Genomic DNA, 20,915 nt, shown 5'->3' with positions numbered 1-20,915 from the left:
CAGGAGGGAGTCATGAGCACGAACGAAATTCGTAGTAACGACGCGGCCAGCGTCGCCAGAGTCGACACAAAGCTCGAGATAATCGTCATCCCCATCTCCGATGTAGACCGCGCGAAAGAGTTCTACGCGAGGCTCGGTTGGCGCCTCGACGCCGACTACGACAACGGTACCGACTTCCGCGTCATCCAGTTCACGCCGCCCGGCTCCGGGTGCTCGGTCATCTTCGGCAAGAACGTCACTGCGGCAGAACCCGGCTCCGCCCAGGGCCTGTACCTGATCGTCTCCGACATCGCGACCGCCCGCAGCGAGATGCTCCGTCGCGGCGCAGAGATCAGCGATGTCTTCCACGACGCAGGCGGCGTGTACGCTGGCCCGGACGATCCCTACCTCTTTGGGCGGCGCAGGGTCAGCGGTCCGGATCCCGAGCATCGCAGCTACCGCTCGTTCGCCTCCTTCCGTGATCCCGACGGCAACGGCTGGCTACTCCAGGAGATCACGACGCGGCTTCCCGGGCGTGTGACCGGCGACACGACCTACGCGTCGGCGAACGATCTGGCGAGCGCGCTTCGGCGGGCGGGGGCGGCCCACGGCGAGCATGAAAAGCGCACCGGCGGCCTGCGCGACGAGAACTGGCCGGACTGGTACGCCGAGTACATGGTGCGCGAGCAATCCGGCGAAGAGCCGCCGCAATAAAACGACTACGACGCCATCAAGCGCAAAGATGGGAACAGCTAGCGATTACAGTCACCAGCAGGCCCTCCTGTCCGTAAAATCCTGTCAACCCCCGAAATCATCAAACCCCGCGTCAATCCAGCACAAAAGCGTGGCGTATGAGTTCGGTCCCGACCGCTATAATAGAAACAGAACAGGAAAGCCCCTGAAACCACAGGGGCTTTTTATTTTATGATCGCCCGTAACTCCTTTGGATGTAATATTTTGCAAGTAAACCCTTTCAATGCAATATTTTACAGACAGGCACCACCCGCAAACTGCTCAAAACAAGTATTTTAGCCGCAAAATACCCCCGGGGGGAGGGGGAGGGTAGGCCGATTCCTCAAAGAATCTACAATCACCAAGAGCACCACCAGGAGAAGAAGTGAATCGTGTCGTAGTCACCGGCCTCGGATGCATCACCCCCATCGGCAACACCGTCGCGGACTTCCGCACCTCCCTCTTCGCCGGCACCACCGGCATCGCCCCCTTCCCACCCTACCCGGAAGCACCCGCCCGCGAAGCGCACGACAAGACCCAGGGGCTCCGCTTCACCCAGACCGCTGCCGTCAAAGACTTCGACGCCAGCCAGCACCTCGACTCCGGCATCCTCACTGCCACCGACCGCACCGTACACTTCGCCGTCGTAGCCGCCCGCCAGGCCGCCGCAGAGTCCCAGCTAACCAACCACTACACACCAGACAAGATCGCCATCATCGTAGGCTGCGCCTGCGGTGGCCGACAGGCCGAAGAGACCGAGACCGCCAAGCTCTACACCCGTGACGCCCGCGTCCATCCCCTCACCGTCGTCCGCACCATGGCCTCCGCCGGAGCCAGCAACATCTCCATCGACCTCAAGATCACCGGCCCCGCCCTCAACATCTCCACCGCCTGCTCCTCCGGCGCTCACGCCATCGGCCTCGCCTTCCAGATGATCCGCAGCGGCATGATCGACGCCGCCATCACCGGCGGCCATGAGGCCCCCCTCACCTTCGGCTTCCTTCGGGCATGGGACAGCATGCGCGTCGTCTCCCCCACCCAGTGCCGCCCCTTCTCCGCCGACCGCGACGGCATGACCCTTGGCGAAGGCGCCGCCATGTTCACTCTCGAAACCCTCGAGTCCGCCCTGGCCCGCAACGCGACCATCTACGCCGAGATCGTAGGCACCGGCAGCTCCGCCGATGCCAGCCACGTCACCCAGCCCCACCCAGACGGCGCCGCCGCCGCCATGCGTATCGCCCTCAAAGACGCCGACGCCTCACCCGAAGAGGTCGGCTACCTCAGCGCCCACGGCACCGGCACCCTGGTCAACGACACCACCGAAGCCGCCGCCATCCACCAAGTCTTCGGACCGCTCGCGTCAAAAATTCCCGTCAGCTCCACCAAATCCCTGCACGGCCACTCCATCGGAGCCAGCGGAGCCCTCGAAGCCCTCGCAACCATCCTCGCCCTCAAGGAAAGTCTCCTCCCCGCCAACACGGGCATCACGCAGGTCGACCCGGCCATCAACCTCGACATCATCCTCGGCGCACCCCGCAAAGCCTCTCCAAAGCTAGCCCTGTCCAACTCCCTGGCCTTCGGAGGCCTGAACGCGGTACTCGCCTTCCGTCCTATCGAATAATTCGACTGAAAAACTCACTCAACGCGCGCCGGCGTCGGCCTGCCTTCAATCAGCAACGCCGCACTCAAAGCACTCGCTACCGAGAGCCCCACTGCAATCCACAACACCACCCCATAAGCACTGACAAACGACTCCCCGATCAACCGCTGCACCCGCACATTATCGCTCCTCGCAGCAGCCAGCTTCGCCCTCTGGGCCTCGACACTCTGCCGCTCCGCCACAGGCAGACCAAGCCCATCCAGCCCCCTCCCCAGCCTCCCGTTGAAGTTCATCGAAAACACCAGACCCATCAACGCAACCGCCAGCAACCCCGCCACGCGCGACACCGCATTATTGATCCCCGAAGCCACACCCGCGCGGCTCTGATCGATCGAACTCATCACCGTAGTCGTCAACGGAGCCACGCTAACCGCCAGCCCCAGCCCAAGCACAATCACCGCCGGAAACACAGTCGACCAATAAGACCCACCCACCCCGCCCCGCCGAAATAATCCAAATCCCACACCGGCAATCAAAGGCCCAACAATGAGCGGCAGCCTCGCTCCATACTTCACAATCAGCCCACCCGACCACCGCGACAACACAAAGATCAGCAGAATCAGCGGAAGCAAAGCCCCACCGGCCTGCGTCGCCGAATAGTGCTGCACCTGGATCAGATCCAGCGGCAAAAAGAACAACACCCCGCTCAGCGCCGCATACAGGAACAACGTCATCAAATTCGCCCCACTAAAGGTCCGCGATCGAAACAAACCCAGCGGCAACATCGGAGCCTCAGACCGCGACTCCACCACAAAGAAAGTCGCAAGAGCCGCCACGCCGACCACACCAGCAACCAACGCTCGCCTCCCGCCGCCATCAGCCTCAATCAAGGCAAACGTAATCCCGCACAATCCCACAGTAGCCAGCGCCGCCCCCCACCCATCCAACCTCTGAACCATCTCCTCATCGCGGCTCTCCGGCACCCTCGCCAACGAAATCAACACCACCAGCACCGCCAGCGGCAAGTTGATAAAGAACACCCAACGCCAAGAGAGATGCTCAATCAACCAACCGCCCAACACAGGGCCCACCGCCGTGGTGATCGCAGTAAAGCCCGACCAGGTCCCAATCGCCCTCCCTCTCTCCTCCGCGCAGAACGATGAGCTGATCAACGCGAGGCTACCCGGCACCAGCAAAGCCCCACCCACCCCCTGCAGACCCCGCGCGACAATCAGCGCACGAACATCGGAAGCAAACCCGCACCAGGCCGAGGCCCCTGCAAACAACACGACCCCAACCAAAAATATCTTCCGCCGCCCATAAAGATCGCCGAGCGACCCCCCCACCAACAGAAGCGCCGACAAAAACAACGCGTAAGCCTCAACCACCCACTGCACATCAGTCACAGTTGCATTTAGAGAGGTCTGCAACGCCGGCAACGCAACATTCACCACCGTCCCATCAATGAACACCATGCTCGATCCAAGAATCGTAGCTGCGAGCACCCACACCCCGCCCCGCGTCTTCTCGGGCGCAGAGGCCACGCTGCGAATCGCACCTTCTTCACAAGGTAAATTTGGCATGGTTCTTTACTCCCACCGCCGCCGATCATACCAGCTATCCGTAACGATGCCCGACCGCTGGCAGGAGGCATGGATACCACCACTAAACGATCTAGACTGGCGCATTGCCAACTACCTCTAGCCCCCCGTATCTCTCAGCGAGGCCTCACCCGTCACCCGCAGTGCCTTACTCGTTATCGCTTCTAACCTCAACCGGAGATCATCGCGATACCATACCCGATAGATGATCTCCGTTCTCATCCTCACCCGCAACGAGCAGCGCGACCTCCCCGCCTGTCTCTCCTCCGTCTCCTGGTCCGACGACATTCACGTCTTCGACTCCCACTCCACAGACAACACCGTCGAGATCGCCAAAGCTGCCGGCACCCACATCCACACCCGCCCCTTCGACGACTACGCCACCCACCGCAACGCCGCCCTCACCACCCTGCCCTTCAAACACCAGTGGGTCTTCATCCTCGACGCCGATGAGCGACCCACCCCCGAGCTCTCCCGCGAGATGCAGCAGCTCGCACTCGCCGCCCCCGACCAGACCGCCGCCTTCCGCGTACGCCGCCGCGACTTCCTCTTCGACACCTGGCTCAAACACGCGCAGATCTCTCCGTTCTACATCCGTCTCGTACGCCCCGAGCGCGCCCGCTACACCCGCGCGATCAACGAAGTCCTTGAGATCGACGGCCCCGTAGCCGAACTCAGCTATCCACTCGATCACTACCCCTTCTCCAAGGGCATCGCCCGCTGGGTCGAGAAGCACAACCTCTACTCCACCATGGAGGCCGAGCTCATCGTCCGCAACCAGGGCCTGCAGAATCCCTCCTTCATCACAGCCCTCCGCGACCCGGACTTCCACACCCGCCGCCTCCACCAGAAGGCCATCTTCTACCGCCTTCCAGGCCGCCCTCTCATCAAGTGGCTTTACATGGTCTTCTTCCGCGGTGCAATACTCGACGGCGCGGCCGGCCTCACCTACGCCACCCTGCAGGCCTTCTATGAGTACCTCATCGTTCTCAAGACTAAAGAACTTCGCAGCGGCGGAGCATAGCTTTACACATCAGGATGGTGTACCCGGAATATCAGCGAAGCGTTGGTTCCTCCAAATCCGAACGAGTTCGACATCGCATACTCCATCGGCACGCTGACAGCTTTGTCCTTCACCAATCCAAACTGAACCACCTCATCCAGATCTTCGATGTTCGTCGTCGGAGGAGCAATCTGATCCCGCAAGGCCAATACCGTAATGCCTGCCTCAAGACTTCCCGCGCCACCCAGCAGATGCCCCGTCATCGACTTCGTCGAACTCACCAGAAGGCTCAACGCGTGATCGCCAAACGTCTCGCTAATCGCCCTCGCCTCCGCTCTGTCTCCAAGCGGAGTAGAGGTAGCATGCGCATTCAAATACTGAATCGCACTCGGCTCAAGCCCGGCATCCGCGAGCGCCAACTGCATCACTCGACGGACTCCGCGCCCATCCTCAGGCGGAGCATTTGTATGAAACGCATCCGAGTTCGCCGCGTAACCCACGATCTCAGCCAAAATCGGCGCGCCACGCCGCAGCGCATGCTCTCGCTCTTCAAGCACAAGAACTCCCGCGCCCTCGCCCACAACAAATCCGTCGCGCCCGCGATCCCACGGCCGTGAAGCTCGCGCAGGATCGTCATTCCGCGTCGACAAAGCCCGCATCGCAGCGAATCCGCCCACCGAGAGCGGCGTAACAGCTGCTTCACTCCCGCCGCAGATCATCGCATCCGCATCGCCTCTCTGAATAATCCGAAATGCTTCGCCAACTCCATGCGCTCCCGTCGTACAAGCAGTGGCGCACGTCAGATTCGGCCCAGTAGCCCCATACCGTATCGAGATCTGCCCCGCCGCCAGATTCGCAATCGTTGCCGTAATAAAGAACGGCGATATTCTGTCCGGCCCTCCGCTCTGCAGCTTCGCATGTTCCCGCTCGATCACCTCGAACGCCCCGATCCCACTGCCGACGTACACGCCCACCCGCTCCGCGTCCTCAGCAGACATATCCAGTCCCGACTGCTCCATCGCAAACTGCGCCGCAGCCATCGCAAACTGAATGAAGCGCCCCATCTTCTTCACATCCTTGCGATCGACAAAGTTCTCAGGAATAAAACCCTTCACCTCCCCAGCAAACTGGCAGCTGAATCTCTCCGGATCAAAGAGTGAGATTCTATCGATGCCGGAGTCCCCCCTTTGCAGCGCGGCCCAGGTCATCTCCGTGCCAACCCCTACCGGACTCACCAGCCCAACACCGGTCACCACAACGCGAAACTGTTCTCTCATATCTGTCTTCGAAGTCATCCAACTCCCTCTCTTCGCTGCAACGGGCTGTCATCGCCTTGGCCATGTCCAACGCCTCGCTTCGGAACAAGTTCACTCCCCGGAGGCACTTTTTACATGACAATCATAATTTATTTTTGCAACTCCCTATGTGGGAGCCGCTTCGCGAAGTCACTCCGGAAGGCAACAATCTAAAGTTCTGACTCTCGATATTTGGCTGATAACCCGCAACCATACGGACGTGCAAGACCCCCCCGAAAAAATCGGCACGTCACGCAAGTTCGAATCGTCCCTGCAGAGTTCTGTCGACTCATACCCTGCCTGCAAAACTTACCGGCATCATTCAGCCCATAAGACTTTGTCAGAACTCTCAAAGTTACAAATCTGGGGCGCTGCGCCTGATTTTCCAGCCATATCAGCTGCGCTCACTTCACGTTTGTGTGATATCTCAAAAAAATTCTTGCAATATTCGTGAAAGCCATTTAAGGTTGGCTCACTCTTTCTTAATTTGCCGTTTTCGCCACACTTCTAGCAGCCGCTTGGCCCTTGGAACACAGTGACGTACCCGCAGCATTCCGCTGCGATGTCGGCTTGTTGTCTAAAACGACCTAAAAAATCGCTTCAAAGCGATCACAGAGACTCTTTGTCTTTTTTTCGGAGGTTCTATGCGTAGGCAATCGGTAAGACCCTTACAGGCTGTGCTCTACAGTCTCGCCGCCATTCTGCTAACCATTCTCGGAACATCGTTTGCAAACGCCCAGACCTTCCGCGGCGGAATCAACGGTACTGTAACTGATCGCACCGGCGCTGCCATCGCGAACGCAACCGTCGTCGCCGTGCAAACCGATACTGACGTCAAGCACACAACCACCAGCTCCAGTGGTGGCGAGTTCCTCTTCCAGGATCTTCCCCTCGGCAACTACAGCGTCACCGTCAGTTTCTCTGGATTCCAGACTGTAAAGACCGACAAGATCGCGGTCCAGGCCGGCGTAATCTTCACTCTGCCAGTCTCTCTTCCACTCTCGAGTTCGGCCACAACTGTAGAAGTCGATGCAGCAGCCGTAGCTCTCGATACCACAACCACCACGCAGACCACCGTGCTCGATGCCAAAGTCGTGTCAGACCTGCCACTCAACGGTCGCGACTTCACTCAGATGATCTCGCTCACGGCGGGCTACGCCGGCTATAGCGGCGGCGGCTTCGGCTCCCTCAATGGAACCCGCGCCAATCAGATGAACTGGCAGATCGACGGCGTCGATAACAATGATCTCTGGCATAACATTCCCGCAGTCAACCAGGGCGGCGTCTCCGGCATCGCCGGTATCATCCTCCCACTCGACGCAGTCGACCAGTTCTCCGCGCAGACACAGTCCGGTCCCGAAGGCGGACGTAACCCAGGTGGCACCATCAACCTGACCCTCCGCTCTGGTACCAATCAACTTCACGGCACCGCATATTACTTCAATCGCAATGAACTCTTCGGTGCCAAGAGCCCCTTCTCATCAACCAAGCAGAAGGTCCGCAACTACAACACCGGCTTCTCCCTCGGCGGCCCGTTCCTCAAAGACAAGCTCTTCGGCTTTGCCACCTTCGAACATCAACGCTTCACCATCGGCCAATCTGGAACGGCGACCGAACCATCGATCGGCTGGCAAACCCAAGCCGAAGCGATCCTCGCTGCCAAAGGCGTTCCAGTTAATCCGGTGATGGTGGCTGTGCTCAACAGGTTGTGGGGCTCGAACGTACTCGCTCAGGACACTGTCGGAGTCGTAAACAATTACCACTCCAGCGATCCCGAGTTCGGATACAGCTGGAATGGTCTCGGCAAGGTTGACTATCGAATCAGCGACAAAGATAACCTCAGCGCTCACTGGTTCGTCGGTCAAGGCAGTCAGGTTGCGCCCGTTGGCTCCCAACTCCTCGCTTACTACGAAGTCGCACCAATTCACGTACAGAACATCGCCATCGTCTACAACCGGGTCATATCCTCCAGCATCTCCAACCAGGTTCTCGCCGGAGTCAACTACTTCAATCAGGTCTTCAACGACAACCAGACCGGCCAGGATGTTCAAAGCCTCGGCTTCATCACCGGCGCCACCTTCCCGAACGCTCCGAACATCACCATCGGCAGGCCCGCCAGCTCAGGCGGCGGCACAACCGCCCAAAGCAGCAACTTTGATCCCGTCGGTCTGACCCCGCCCGAAGGACGCAACGACATCACCGGCCACCTCACAGACCAGCTCTCATGGACAAAAGGCAGGCACCAGATGCGCTTCGGCGGAGAATATCGCCAGGCGCAGCTCGACGAGTTCTACCATCGTCACTCCACCGGGTCCTTCACCTTCGATGGCAGCCAGGTCGGCGGTCCCGGTTACGCTGGTGCACTCGCCGACTTCCTGGCTGGCGAAACCTCCTCAGCCAGCATCACCATCGGAGATCCAGAGCGTCAGGTCTTCGTCAATACATGGTTCCTGAACGCCGGCGACTCCTGGCAGCTCACTCCCAAGCTCAACGTAAACTACGGCATTCGTTACGACTATGAAGGTCCGCTTCATAACTCCAACAAGGATCTGGCCGTCTTCCGTCCGGCTCTCATCTCAAATGAAGGGCTTGCCTTCCAGGGAAATCAGATCAGCTCGCTCTATCCTCAGTACTACAAGAACTTCAGCCCGCGTGTCGGATTCAGCTACGCGATCGACCAGAATACAGTCGTCCGCGCTGGTTACGGCTGGTTTGCTGATACCCCCAACCTCAATCCCTTCCTCGACAATCGTCCGGGCAATCAGGCTCCCAACGGAGTCGAAGGCAATCCCGGCGGTGCAAGCCCCGTCTACTCCGTCTCGGCTGCTAATGGCGGATCGAACACCACCATCGTCGCAGGCGTTCCGATCTTCCCCTCCTCGGTTGGATACCCCTGCGCTGCCGGATCACCCTGCGGCGTCTTCTCTGTCAACCCCAACTTCCGCCCCTCCTACAACGAGAACTACAGCGTAAACCTCGAGCACACGCTGGCGTCCAGCGTTATCTTTCAACTCGGATATGTGGGCTCCTCAGCCCGTCATCTCCTCAGCCTTCTCGACATCAACCAGTCTGTTCCCGGCATCTACAGCGCAGACATTGATCGCCAGATGAAACGCCCCTTCTACGGCCTCTATCCCCAGTACGGCAACATCAACCAGATTGAAAGCATCGGGACTGCAAACTATAACTCCTTCCAGGCGCAGATTCGCGTTACCAACTGGCATCGCTTCTCCTCCCAAACCGTCTTCACCTGGTCACACGCCCTTGACGAAGTCACCGCTTACCGCGGCGCTCTTCCTCAAGACAGTACCAACTTCAAAGGGGACTACAGCAACTCAGACTTCGATACCAGGGCCACCTTCGTCAGCTTCCTGAGCTACGATGTTCCGGGTTCGCAGCACCTGAAGGGGCTCACCGGTGGCTGGCAGGTCAATGGTCTGCTTACCTTCCATGGTGGCCAGCCCTTTACGGTTCGTGCCTCCGGAGACATCAGCGGCACCAACGAAGGCAACGACCGCGCAGTTCAAATTGCTCCAGCACGCGTCGGCTACCAAGGCCAGTCCACTACCGCAAACTGGATCGATCTCAGCGCCTTCCAGGATCCGGCTCCGGGCACCTTCGGCACCGTTCGCCGCAACTCCTTCTACGCTCCCGGCTACAATGACGTCGATCTCTCCGTCTTCAAAAACACGAAGATCGGCGAGCGTCTCACCATCCAGCTCCGCGCAGAGATGTTCAACCTCTTCAACCGAAATAACTTCGCTCCTCCTTCCCCATCCGTCGGCGGCAGCTCGCAACTCAGCGATACCATCGGCGACTATAACGGCGCACCCGGCATCGGAGCCGGCGAAGCATTCAACACTCAATTCGGTGGAAAGATCATCTTCTAACCCAAACCACAACGAAAAGCCCCATCCAGCAGAGCATCGCCGGATGGGGCTTTTTCACGTCCGCCTATTCAACCTACAAAGGCCACTTCCACTCCCGAATCCCCTTGCTGTCAATCCCGTTCTCATGCGCGTAGTTCACCGCTTCGATGATCTGCCCCTTCAGCCACTCCTTCGTATGAGCCGCCGTCATCTGCAGCCGAGGCACTCGATCGATCACATCGATAGCCAGGTCAAACCGATCGATCTGATTCAGAATCGCCAACTCCAGCGGAGTATTGATATTGCCCTTCTCCTTGTATCCGCGCACATGGAAGTTCTCATGATTCGTCCGCTTGTACGTCAGCTTGTGGACCAGCGAAGCATAGGCATGGAAGTTGAAGATCACCGGCTTGTTCTTCGTAAACAAGCTATCGAACTCCTTCTCCGAAAGCCCATGCGGATGCTCCGTCTCCGGCATCAACCGGAACAGATCCACCACATTCACAAACCGAACCTTCACATCCGGACATCGCTCTCGCAGAATCGCGACAGCAGCCAACGCCTCTTCCGTCGGAATATCCCCCGCACACGCAATCACCGCATCCGGCTCATCCCCCGCGTCATTACTCGCGAAGTCCCATATCCCGATTCCCTTCGTGCAATGCTTCACCGCATCATCCATATTCAGATACTGCAGATGTGGCGCCTTATCCGCAACAATCACATTCACGTAATTTGAGCTGCGCAGACAGTGATTCCCAACACTCAACAAACAATTCGCATCCGGTGGCAGATAGATCCGCGTTACCTCCGGGCTCTTATTCGTCACTACATCTAGAAACCCGGGATCCTGATGCGTAAATCCGTTGTGATCCTGTCGCCACACCAGCGACGTAATCAGCAGATTGATCGATGAAATCGGCGCTCGCCATCTCAACTCCAGCTTGCTCTTCTCCAGCCACTTCGCATGCTGGTTGAACATCGAATCGATGATGTGCACGAACGATTCGTAGGTCGAAAAGAAGCCATGCCGCCCCGTCAGCACATAGCCCTCGAACCATCCCTCCAGCGTATGCTCGCTCAGAATCTCCATCACGCGACCATCTCGCGCAAGATCCCCGCCGTCCGCATCCTCAGGCAGCAGCTTCGCCATCCACGTCTTCCCGCTGGCCTCATAGATAGCCTGCAACTTATTCGAAGCCGTCTCATCGGGCCCGAAGACACGAAAGCTCGTCATATTCCTCTTCATCGCATCGCGCAAAAAGTGCGCCAACACATCAGTCGGCGAAACCTCGATCTGGCCCGGCTTTTCCACCTTCACCGCATAGTCGCGAAAGTCCGGCAGCTCCATCGGTTTCCGCAGCAGTCCACCATTCGCATGAGGATTCGCTGTGATTCTTCGCTGACCGACAGGAGCCATCTCCCTCAACTCCGCGATCAGCTTGCCCGATTCATCAAACAACTCCTCCGGCTTGTAGCTCTTCATCCACTTCTCAACCATCTTCAGGTGTTTCGGATTCGTCACCGGATCGAGAACCGGCATCTGGTGCGCTCGCCACGAGCCCTCCAGCTTGTGCCCATCAATCTCCTTCGGGCAAGTCCATCCCTTCGGCGAACGCAGAATAGTCATCGGCCACCGCGGCCGCTCCGGCGCTGTCCCCTTCGGCGCACTCCTGGCTTTCTTCTGAATCGCGCGAATCTCCTTCACGCAATCCTCCATCACTCCCGCCATCAACTGGTGCATCGTCGCCGGATCATCTCCTTCGACAACATGCGGCTCCCAGCCAAATCCCTTGAACATCCACTCCAACTCTTCGGGAGAAATACGCGCCAGCACTGTAGGATTAGCTATTTTGTAACCGTTAAGGTGCAGTATTGGCAGCACCGCACCATCCCTTACAGGATTCAAGAATTTGTTCGAGTGCCAGGACGTAGCCAGCGGCCCCGTCTCAGCTTCTCCATCTCCCACCACTACGGTCACAATCAAGTCAGGATTATCAAACGCCGCGCCAAACCCATGCGACAAGCTGTAGCCCAGCTCGCCCCCCTCATGAATCGACCCCGGCGTCTCTGGCGTGCAGTGACTCCCAATCCCACCCGGAAAGGAAAACTGTTTGAAGAACTTCAGCATTCCCGCAACGTCTTCGCTCTTATCTGGATACACCTCCGAATACACACCCTCCAGATAACTGTTCGAAAGCGTAGCTGGCGCCCCATGTCCCGGACCCGACAAATAAATTAAATCCAAATCGTACTTCTTGATGAGCCGGTTCAGATGCACCCACACAAACGTCTGCCCAGGGTCCGAACCCCAGTGCCCCAACAGCCGGTTCTTAATATGCTCCGCCTTCAACGGCTCCCGCAACAGGGGATTCGCCCGCAAGTAAAGCATCCCAACACAAAGATAGTTGCACGCCCGCCAATAGGCATCCAGCTTCCGCAGTTCCTCAGCCGAAAGCGGCTTACCACCCTGACTCTTGTCTTTAACCAGTTCCTTGGACACATTACTCATAAATAACTCCGTCAATCGTAATCAGTAGATCCGGAAGCAATCCTAGAAAATTTGTAACCGGAAAAGACTCATTTCGCAGATTGGGCCATTCGATGAACATGCATCGCGATCATCCAATCTTCCTTAGCCGGAACGACAAGCACTGCCGTCACTGAGTCAGATGCACTTATCTGTCGGACAGCGTCGCCCCCTGCACCGTTCAACTCAGAATTAACAGAAATACCCAAATCGTCCATCCCGGCCAGTATCTCCGGCCGCGACCGCGTATCATGCTCTCCGATTCCACCAGCAAACACCACCGCATCAATTCCGCCCATCAACGCAATAAAGCCGCCCAGCGCCTTCTTCACACTCCGAGTAAATATCTCCACCGCCAGGCTTGCCTGTGCGTCGCCCTTCACCACCGCCTCCCGCACAGCCTTCATATCGTTCAGCATCCCAGAAAGCGCCACCATCCCCGCATCATGGTTCAGCATCTTCTCCAGCGCCGCAACCTGATCTCCCTTCATCTGCCGCAGCAGATAGAGCACCAGCCCCGGATCGAGATCACCCGGCCGTGTCCCCATCACCACTCCACCCGTAGGCGTCAGTCCCATTGTCGTGTCGATAGAGCATCCATCCACCAACGCCGTAACGCTGCATCCGCTCCCGAGATGCGCAATCACCATCCGCTTCGGAAACGAAAGCTCCTTCTCTGCGCGTAACTGCCGCACAATCGACTCGCAGCTCAATCCATGAAATCCATATCGCCGAACTCCCCGCTCGCGATACTCCATCGGAATCGGATACGTCGTCGCAGCCTCAGACATCGTCTGGTGAAACACCGTATCAAAGCAGGCATAATGCGCTACCCCAGGAAACTTCACCATCATGTCTTTGATCACTTCAATCACCGCAGGATCATGCAGAGGCGCAAACACCACCGCCTCCTCGAGATCCTTCAGCACCTCTTCGGTAATCCGCTGATGCCGGTCAAGCTTCGCTCCCGGATGCACGACCCGATATCCCACCGCATCCACAGTCGGCAAACCCTGCCCACTCACCGCTCCAACCACCAGCCCGATCGCCTCTAGCGCAGTCTGCGCCTTTACCTCGTTACGTCCTCCGCTTAAATCTCGTCCACCAGCGTCGCGAAATTTGAAACTCGCCTTCACCCCACCAATCCCGATCACCTCACCCTCAAACAACGACCGAGGTTCCTCTCCCTGAGCTTCAAACAGGGAAAACTTTATCGACGAAGATCCGCTATTGATAACGAGTATGTGCACAGCACCCCTGTCGCGAAACCCTTCCCTACGTTACACCCAGCCCATCACAGGCCCGTAAATTCTCCACAAGCGCGTTCCTCACCAGATGACGTCCAATGTCGAACATTTGTCTCGTCGCTGTAAAAAGATTGCAGTACCAGCCTGAGCCTCGACCTGCGGCCTCCAACAAGCCATAAACTCACAGCAGACCAAAAGGAGCGGCCCTTCGCATCCCGCAACCTTTTCTCATGGCATCCGCCCGCGCGCAGCTTATGGCATCAACAGTCGATAAAACCCGCGACGACCTCCCTCTACTATCCGCCGCAACTGGCTTCATCTTCGCCTTCAGAGTCTCGCTGACCTTCCTCTGGTTTCGAGATGAGCCTCAGTCAGGAACCATTGTCTGGCTAGCGCTAAGCTTGATTCTTCTCTCCCTCGCAACGCTCTTCACTATAGGCAGCGCAACAACCTCCACCGCGTCCTATCGCACCACACCCATTCGCTGGGCCGCCGCCCTACTCAGCCTCAGCTTCGTCAGTATCTTCTGGTCCCAGGCACCCCTCGATGCGGCCGCCGGTTACTGGCTCTCCTGGGCCGCAGACGTCGCCACCGTCTGGATTCTCCTGCGTGACGGCGACCCTGAGATCAAAGCAGCGGCCATCATGAAAGGTTTCGTCTACGGAGCCTGCATCGTGGCCATCGTCGCCTGGGCCATCCCTGCCCGAGACGACTTGCGCCTCGGGGATGAGATCTTCCTGCATCCAAACACACTCGGCTTCCTCTTCGCCATCGCCACGCTGCTGGCAATCCACCTCGCACACGAGACCACGCTCTGGCGATGGCCCGCACTCTTCCTTGCGACAACGCTTCTGCGCACCATCAGCAAAAGCGCCATCTTCGCCTTCCTCCTGGCCTTCTGCTTCTATCTCCTCCGAGACTCCACGCTCTCCCGCAAGATAAAGATCAGAATCGGCATCGCCGCGACAGCCGTCCTTGTCTCTCTCTCCGGTCTGCTCGAGGCCTACTTCACCACCTACGCCGCTGGCACCGATCCCGAAACCCTTACCGGCCGAACCATCATCTGGGCCATGTCTCTCGAATACGCCATCAAGAAACCGATCTTCGGCAACGGCTTCTACTCCTACCGATTCGTCGTCCCACCCTTCGGACTCTTCGAAGCCCAGCAAGCCCACAACGAACTCCTTCAGCAGTTCTTCGCCTTCGGAGCCGTCGGCGTCCTCCTCACGATTGGCCTCTACTGGACCTTCTTTCGCCAGGTTCGCCGCGCGCCTGCATCTCATCTCAAAACACTCGCCGGCACAATACTCCTCTTCGCTCTCGTCCGAGGCCTCACCGACACCCAGATCTACGACCTCTCTCTTCCTCTCTGGCTAATGATCATGCTCTCCATCCTGCTCTCAATCCGCACTCCCCAATCTCACCCAGCAGAGACAGCCCTCTTCGAGACTTCCACCACATGACGCACTCCCTCAAACGCTCCCTCCGCTCCGTAGTAGAAGCCACCGGCCATCAGATTCGGAAGACCGACGTCTACAGCTCTCAAAGACTCCGCTATCGCCGCCTCTTCTCTCTCCTCGACCTCAATCTCATCCTCGACGTCGGCGCCAACGCCGGCCAGTTCGCAACCCTCTGCCGCGCCATCGGCTATCGCGGCAACATCCTCTCCTTCGAACCCAGCAGCACTTCGTTCCAGAAGCTTCTTGCCGCTGCCTCATCCGATCCGCACTGGACCGTAGCCGGCATCGCCCTGGGATCCACGACTGGCGAAACGGAGATCAACGTCTCCGCCGACTCCTTCTGCAGCTCCATCCTCCCCATGCTCGACTCGCACCTCTCCGCCGCCCCCAGCTCCGGCTACCTCCACAAAGAAAAAGTCTCTATCCGCCGCCTCGACGACGTCCTCCCTCCCCCCGCCTTCACCAGCAAAGCTCTCCTCAAACTCGACGTCCAGGGCTTCGAGCTGCAAGTCCTCACCGGAGCTCCCAGAATCCTCTCCCAGGCCCTCGCCGTCCAGCTCGAGATGTCCCTCCTTCCTCTCTACCAGGGCGAAACCCTCATGCCCGAGATGTCCGCCACCATGTGCAATCACGGCTTCCAGCTCTGGGACCTCGAGCCCTCCTTCCGCGACCCCGCCACCGGCCGACTCCTCCAGGTCGACGGCATCTTCGTTCGCAGCTCTGCCATCGCGTAACACCTCCCCCAAAAGTCCCAGCCGCTTCCTCGCGCAAAATTTGCCCCATCCATCTAAACTCAATCCATGTGTGGAATCGTTGGATACATTGGCCCTCAGTCTGTCGTCCCCGTCATTATTGAAGGTCTTCGCCGCCTCGAGTACCGCGGTTACGACTCCGCCGGCATCGCCGTAGCCGGAGGCCCCTCAGGCCTCGAACTCCGCCGCGCCCCCGGCAAGCTCCGCAACCTCGAAAACGTCATCCGCGACTCCCCCATCGATGGCACCTTCGGCATCGGCCACACCCGCTGGGCCACCCACGGCCGCCCCACCGAAGAGAACGCCCACCCCCACCGCGATGGCTCCGGAACCCTCGTCGTCGTCCACAACGGCATCGTCGAAAACTACCTCGCCCTCAAAAAAGAGCTCATCGCCAAAGGCCACAAGTTCGTCTCCGAGACCGACACCGAGATCATCGCCCACCTCATCCAGGACGCCTACGAAAACGGCCAGCCGCAAGTCATCGGACACGGCCGCGCACAAACCGCCAGCCCCTACGCCGCCAGCGAATCCGCCAACGAGTCCGAAGCCGTCGTCACCACCCTTCACCCCGACGGCTCCCGCCCCACCATGTCCCTCGAAGAGGCCGTCCGCCGCGCCGTCAAGCGCATCACCGGAGCCTTCGCCATCGGTGTCCTCTCCGCGCTCGAACCCAACAAGCTCGTCGCCGCCCGCATGGGCCCGCCCGCCGTCATCGGCATCGGCGACGGCGAATTCTTCCTCGCCTCCGACGTCCCCGGCATCCTCCACCACACCCGCAACATCCACTTCCTCGCCGACGGCGAACTCGCCATCCTCACCAAAGAAGGCGTCTCGCTAACAGATTTTCAAGGCGCAGCCTTGCCCTTAAAAGTCCAGCGCATCACCTGGGACCCCATCCAGGCCGAAAAAGCCGGCTACAAGCACTTCATGCTCAAGGAAATAAACGAGCAGCCCCGCGCAATCCGCGACACCACCCTCGGCCGCGTCTCCCTCGACACCGGCAAAGTCTTCCTCGAAGCCATGCAGATCTCCGACGAAGACCTCCGCAACGCCAGCCAGATCACCATCGCCGCCTGCGGCACCTCCTGGCACGCTGGCCTCGCCGGCAAGTTCATGATCGAGCGCCTCGCCCGCCTCCCCGTCGAAGTCGACTACGCCTCCGAGTACCGCTACCGCGACCCCATCGCCGACCCCCGCGCCATCGGCCTCCTCATCACCCAGTCCGGCGAAACCGCCGACACCCTCGCCGCCCAGGCCGAACTCATCGCCAAAGGCTCCAAAACCCTCGCCATCTGCAACGTCGTCGGCGCCGCCATCACCCGCAAAGCCCAGGGCACCCTCACCACCAACGCCGGCCCCGAGATCGGCGTCGCCTCCACCAAAGCCTTCACCGCCCAGCTCACCGCCCTCTTCGTCCTCGCCCTCCACCTCGCCCAGGTCCGCGGCACCATCTCCGACGAAGAATCCCTCCACCTCGTCACCGAGCTCTCCAAACTCCCCGGCAAGCTCGCCTCCCTGCTCAACATCAACTCCCCCGACGCCCCCGGCTCCTCCGAAGGCGTAGCCGCCCCCACCCGCCTCTCCCAAAATGCCCGCTTCGGCTCCGCCCAAAATGTTGGGTATAACAAAAATGTGTCATTTCGACCGAAGGCGCAAAGCGACCTCTCTGGTCTTACCCAAAATGTGTCATCCCGACCGGAGCGGAGCGGAGTGGAGGGACCCCCGCATTTTGCAACCGACCGCCGCGCCACCACCCGCCTATCCCTCTCCGCCCAGTGCGAAGAGCTAGCCCGCCTCTTCCACACCTCCGACGACTTCCTCTTCCTCGGCCGCGGCATCCACTACCCCATCGCCCTCGAAGGCGCACTCAAGCTCAAGGAGATCTCCTACATCCACGCCGAAGGCTACCCCGCCGGCGAGATGAAGCACGGCCCCAACGCCCTCATCGACGAATCCCTCCCCGTCGTCTGCATCGCCACCAAGGACCCCAACGATCCCTCCAGTGTCCTCAAGTACGAAAAAACCCTCAGCAACATACAAGAGGTCACCGCCCGCTCTGGCCGCGTCATCGCCATCGCCATCGAAGGCGACACCGAGATCAGCCAGCTCGTCGAGCAGACCATCTACATCCCCCAGGCCCCCGAACTACTCCTACCCATCCTAGAAGTAGTTCCCCTCCAACTCCTCGCCTACCACATAGCCGTCCGCCGAGGCTGCGACGTAGACCAACCCAGAAACCTAGCAAAAAGCGTCACCGTGGAGTAAGTGCCATGTGTCATAATTCGAATACCACACGGAACTTAATTGAATATTTTTTTGGTGCTTCAGATGTACGTTCCCATGCTGAGTAAGTCCATCTTTTGCGCTGCGATCTTCATTTCGTTTTTTTTACTGACCAACCAGTCCCCCGCGCAACAACCGGCTTCCAATACCACCATCAATATTGACTCCACGACTGCGGACATAGTCCAAGCGCGTACGTTCACTTCACAATACGTACTATTGGCAAACAGCCGATTTAAGAGCGACAGCCCCCAGTACACGCAGGCCTATAAGTTGTATGCAAAGGCATACTCCGATTACACCGCTTGGAATTCTTATCTGGCTTCAGCAATTCGTTCAGGCCGAACGAAAAGACTGCCTTCTGATCCCAAGTACGCTAAAGCAGCCTCGACCGCAAGCCAAAGCGCAGCTGCATTCACTAATTACGTGGATGTGCAGACCAGCCAGAGCAAAGCGATCACAACTGCCCTTACTGCTTTGGCAGGCCTTGGAATAGACCTTTGGACGAAGTGGAGTAACAAAATCAGTGCTGAGCGAACGGCAGCGGCAACGGCCTTTACTACAGATACCAAATGGCAGAGTTGGAATGAGATCGTTTCAGGCATACCGTCCGGAACGGCGAAGCCGGAGCCAAAGGCTACCCCAACTCTGAACAAGTAGAAAGTTTTATGCGTTTCTCACTGCCGCTTACGTTATTTGTTATGCTTTCGAGCATTTTGATTTGTGCTCAGGCGCAAGCTCGACAAGACGGCTCTGCGCCGCTTACGCCGAGCCCTCATCGCTTTGCGATTTTGATTGGTGTTGAAAACTACGGTCCAACAACGGGTATTCCGCCACTAACAGGTCCAACAAAAGACGTCGAACAAGTGCACGACGCCCTCGTTAAGTCTGCAAACTTCGATCCCGCGAATATCGTAGTCCTCACGTCCAAATCCCGCATTCCGCCAACCCAACGAGACATACAGATTGAGCTATCCAGAATGCAGCGTCGGGTTCAAGATAACGATTTAGTGCTAATTATGTTTTCTGGACACGGGATGGAAAGTGATGGCGAGGTTATGCTCCTCGCGCAGGATTCGGACAACCAAGAAGACTCGACAGTACTTAAGAAGACTTCGGTGCCACTGGCGGACATAACTGATTTCGTGAATCATACCCGAGCCGCGCAAACTGTTGTTCTGCTCGACGCGTGCAGAAGCAACCCGTCTTCGAATATGAGTAAGGGTGAAGCCGTTGGTACTATGACTTCGGCATACAAGAAGACGTTTGACCTTGATGCTGCTAATCAGGGGATCAAAGCGTTTGTCGTACTTTACGCTACCTCAGAAGGGCAGTATGCGTGGACCGATCAAAAACGTCAGATGGGATATTTTTCAGCAGCGTTAGTAGATGGGTTGAATGGAAAGGCCGCTGAAAGCAGTGGAGATGTCACGATCGCTAGCCTCCAAAAATATTTAAAAAGTGCGGTCCCAAAGGCAGCTCAATCTTCATCTGATCCCAAAATTCAAGTTCCGGATTTCTTCAGTAAAGGCGATGCCAATGAGCTGATCCTCGCACACTTTGATATCCCGAGGCCGGTTGCTCCCCCAACAAGTCAGATTTTCAAGGAGGATAAATCAAGTGAAAGCGGGGAAAGGATAGTAGAGATTTGTCAGCCTAGCATAGCAGCAGGTCACCAACAAAAACGCGGTGTGACCACTCCCGAAGTTTGCCCGGCGATTCAGCTCGACCTCTTAAACACTTCGTATCACCAAAAAGCTTTCAACTGCTGCAGCGGCGTCGATAAGACCATGACCCTGTCCGACATCCCTGCTGGTTTCGAATTGTCGATTACGGCGTCTGGAATTTATTCCGTTTCTTCCACGAAACTACTCGGCGACAAATTTTCATTAGTTTTATTTTGCGCACCGTCTCCATCAAGTTGGCTGTCTGGCTGCAAGAACACGGTGAGTGTTAAGGCTCATTATTTGCCTCATCCCCAGCCTCAGAAACCTCCGCCAAATTTATTTACCTCTCCTTCTTTCCCCCCAAGACCGGCTGAGTCAGCCACTGAACAACTGGCAACGCAGGTTGAAACTCTTTCCCAAGAAATCAGTCGCATCCGAACGTCCGAAACGATGGAACGAAATAGCACACTCGGGCACGGTGGTCCGGGTACGTGCAGCCTATACGGAAGCGGTTCCTTCGGGAATAACCTTACAAAGGAGTGTCGAGATGCTGCGGTAGTCCTGAATGGAAAGGAAGTGTCACGGTATATCTCGTATCGACCTCAAATTCGCCAATTACGTGACAGAGCGCTCACCCAGCTTAAACTGAACGGCCTTGAATTATTAAATGACGACGTTAAGTTCGAAGCCGCAGATAAAGCGGCAGGGGAAATCTATCCCATTCCGAATACACGAAGCGAAGCACTCAACCCTCCGCTAAAATTTCTCGCTGTCGCATCGTACCTCCGCGGACTGGCGGAACAACTCAGGAACTTGCGCTGACCATATTTAAGCAGCCGGGCGGGTTGGCCCATACACAAAACCAACCAAAACCTCGGGTGCGGGTGCCCCATT

13 protein-coding genes are annotated in these 20,915 nt (G+C 58.0%); 9 read left to right on the top strand and 4 right to left on the bottom strand.

The annotated features are described in order from the left end of the window. The first annotated feature begins 12 nt into the window (after nt 1–12). On the top strand, nt 13–693 hold the full coding sequence (locus tag HDF12_RS05690) for a VOC family protein (RefSeq protein WP_179581614.1): 681 nt from the start codon (nt 13–15) through the stop codon (nt 691–693). Nucleotides 694–1,096: 403 nt separating this feature from the next. Beyond that, entirely contained in the window at nt 1,097–2,332 is a 1,236-nt protein-coding gene (locus tag HDF12_RS22805; RefSeq protein WP_179581613.1) for a beta-ketoacyl-[acyl-carrier-protein] synthase family protein, read from the top strand. 14 nt (nt 2,333–2,346) lie between these two features. Here HDF12_RS22805 and HDF12_RS05680 read toward each other — a convergent pair whose 3' ends face one another. Further along, on the bottom strand, nt 2,347–3,894 hold the full coding sequence (locus HDF12_RS05680) for an MFS transporter (protein WP_179581612.1): 1,548 nt from the start codon (nt 3,892–3,894) through the stop codon (nt 2,347–2,349). Between the two features lie 223 nt (nt 3,895–4,117). On the opposite strand from HDF12_RS05680, the gene HDF12_RS05675 reads away from it, so the two are divergent. Continuing rightward, nucleotides 4,118–4,936: a glycosyltransferase family 2 protein gene (locus HDF12_RS05675; protein WP_179581611.1), complete on the top strand. Its 819-nt coding sequence runs from the start codon at nt 4,118–4,120 to the stop codon at nt 4,934–4,936. Between the two features lie 2 nt (nt 4,937–4,938). Here the strand turns inward: HDF12_RS05675 and fabF are convergent, their stop codons facing one another. Next, nucleotides 4,939–6,192: a beta-ketoacyl-ACP synthase II gene (gene fabF / locus HDF12_RS05670; protein WP_179583387.1), complete on the bottom strand. Its 1,254-nt coding sequence runs from the start codon at nt 6,190–6,192 to the stop codon at nt 4,939–4,941. A 662-nt stretch (nt 6,193–6,854) separates the two neighbouring features. Here fabF and HDF12_RS05665 point away from each other — a divergent pair. Further along, a complete protein-coding gene (locus HDF12_RS05665) occupies nt 6,855–10,100 on the top strand; it encodes an outer membrane beta-barrel protein (protein WP_179581610.1) in 3,246 nt (1,081 codons plus the stop codon). Nucleotides 10,101–10,173: 73 nt separating this feature from the next. On the opposite strand, the gene HDF12_RS05660 is transcribed toward HDF12_RS05665, so the two are convergent. Both HDF12_RS05660 and HDF12_RS05655 read right to left on the bottom strand, forming a co-directional pair. Next, nucleotides 10,174–12,591: a phosphoketolase family protein gene (locus HDF12_RS05660; RefSeq protein WP_179581609.1), complete on the bottom strand. Its 2,418-nt coding sequence runs from the start codon at nt 12,589–12,591 to the stop codon at nt 10,174–10,176. Between the two features lie 68 nt (nt 12,592–12,659). Next, nucleotides 12,660–13,859 (bottom strand): acetate/propionate family kinase, encoded by a 1,200-nt coding sequence (locus HDF12_RS05655; RefSeq protein WP_179581608.1) that lies wholly within the window; start codon nt 13,857–13,859, stop codon nt 12,660–12,662. Nucleotides 13,860–14,110: 251 nt separating this feature from the next. Here HDF12_RS05655 and HDF12_RS05650 point away from each other — a divergent pair, with 251 nt between their 5' ends. The 5 genes from HDF12_RS05650 to HDF12_RS05625 all read left to right on the top strand — a co-directional run bounded on the left by HDF12_RS05650 (nt 14,111) and on the right by HDF12_RS05625 (nt 20,843). After that, the gene (locus tag HDF12_RS05650) at nt 14,111–15,319 is read left to right on the top strand and encodes an O-antigen ligase family protein (RefSeq protein WP_179581607.1); all 1,209 of its coding nucleotides are present in this window, start codon (nt 14,111–14,113) and stop codon (nt 15,317–15,319) included. Continuing rightward, nucleotides 15,316–16,050, top strand: a complete 735-nt coding sequence (locus HDF12_RS05645; RefSeq protein ID WP_179581606.1) for an FkbM family methyltransferase — start codon at nt 15,316–15,318, stop codon at nt 16,048–16,050. Before HDF12_RS05650 ends, HDF12_RS05645 begins: the two co-directional genes overlap by 4 nt. A gap of 66 nt (nt 16,051–16,116) precedes the next feature. Continuing rightward, on the top strand, nt 16,117–18,336 hold the full coding sequence (locus tag HDF12_RS05640) for a glutamine--fructose-6-phosphate aminotransferase (RefSeq protein WP_257025370.1): 2,220 nt from the start codon (nt 16,117–16,119) through the stop codon (nt 18,334–18,336). 39 nt (nt 18,337–18,375) lie between these two features. Next, on the top strand, nt 18,376–19,014 hold the full coding sequence (locus tag HDF12_RS05630) for a hypothetical protein (RefSeq protein ID WP_179581605.1): 639 nt from the start codon (nt 18,376–18,378) through the stop codon (nt 19,012–19,014). Between the two features lie 8 nt (nt 19,015–19,022). Continuing rightward, the gene (locus HDF12_RS05625) at nt 19,023–20,843 is read left to right on the top strand and encodes a caspase family protein (protein WP_179581604.1); all 1,821 of its coding nucleotides are present in this window, start codon (nt 19,023–19,025) and stop codon (nt 20,841–20,843) included. The last annotated feature ends 72 nt before the right edge of the window (nt 20,844–20,915 follow it).

The organism is Tunturiibacter gelidiferens, assembly GCF_013410115.1.
Lineage (GTDB): Bacteria > Acidobacteriota > Terriglobia > Terriglobales > Acidobacteriaceae > Edaphobacter > Edaphobacter gelidiferens.
Note: the sequence above shows the minus strand (reverse complement) of the source record. Positions and strands in the feature narration are given on the sequence as shown.

Coding starts and splice junctions, on each gene's coding strand:
- HDF12_RS05680 (WP_179581612.1), bottom strand. CDS start 3,894: ATGCCAAATTTACCTTGTGAAGAAGGTGCGATTCGCAGCGTGGCCTCT.
- HDF12_RS05690 (WP_179581614.1), top strand. CDS start 13: ATGAGCACGAACGAAATTCGTAGTAACGACGCGGCCAGCGTCGCCAGA.
- HDF12_RS05650 (WP_179581607.1), top strand. CDS start 14,111: ATGGCATCAACAGTCGATAAAACCCGCGACGACCTCCCTCTACTATCC.
- HDF12_RS05660 (WP_179581609.1), bottom strand. CDS start 12,591: ATGAGTAATGTGTCCAAGGAACTGGTTAAAGACAAGAGTCAGGGTGGT.
- HDF12_RS05675 (WP_179581611.1), top strand. CDS start 4,118: ATGATCTCCGTTCTCATCCTCACCCGCAACGAGCAGCGCGACCTCCCC.
- fabF (WP_179583387.1), bottom strand. CDS start 6,192: ATGAGAGAACAGTTTCGCGTTGTGGTGACCGGTGTTGGGCTGGTGAGT.
- HDF12_RS05625 (WP_179581604.1), top strand. CDS start 19,023: ATGCGTTTCTCACTGCCGCTTACGTTATTTGTTATGCTTTCGAGCATT.
- HDF12_RS05645 (WP_179581606.1), top strand. CDS start 15,316: ATGACGCACTCCCTCAAACGCTCCCTCCGCTCCGTAGTAGAAGCCACC.
- HDF12_RS05665 (WP_179581610.1), top strand. CDS start 6,855: ATGCGTAGGCAATCGGTAAGACCCTTACAGGCTGTGCTCTACAGTCTC.
- HDF12_RS05640 (WP_257025370.1), top strand. CDS start 16,117: ATGTGTGGAATCGTTGGATACATTGGCCCTCAGTCTGTCGTCCCCGTC.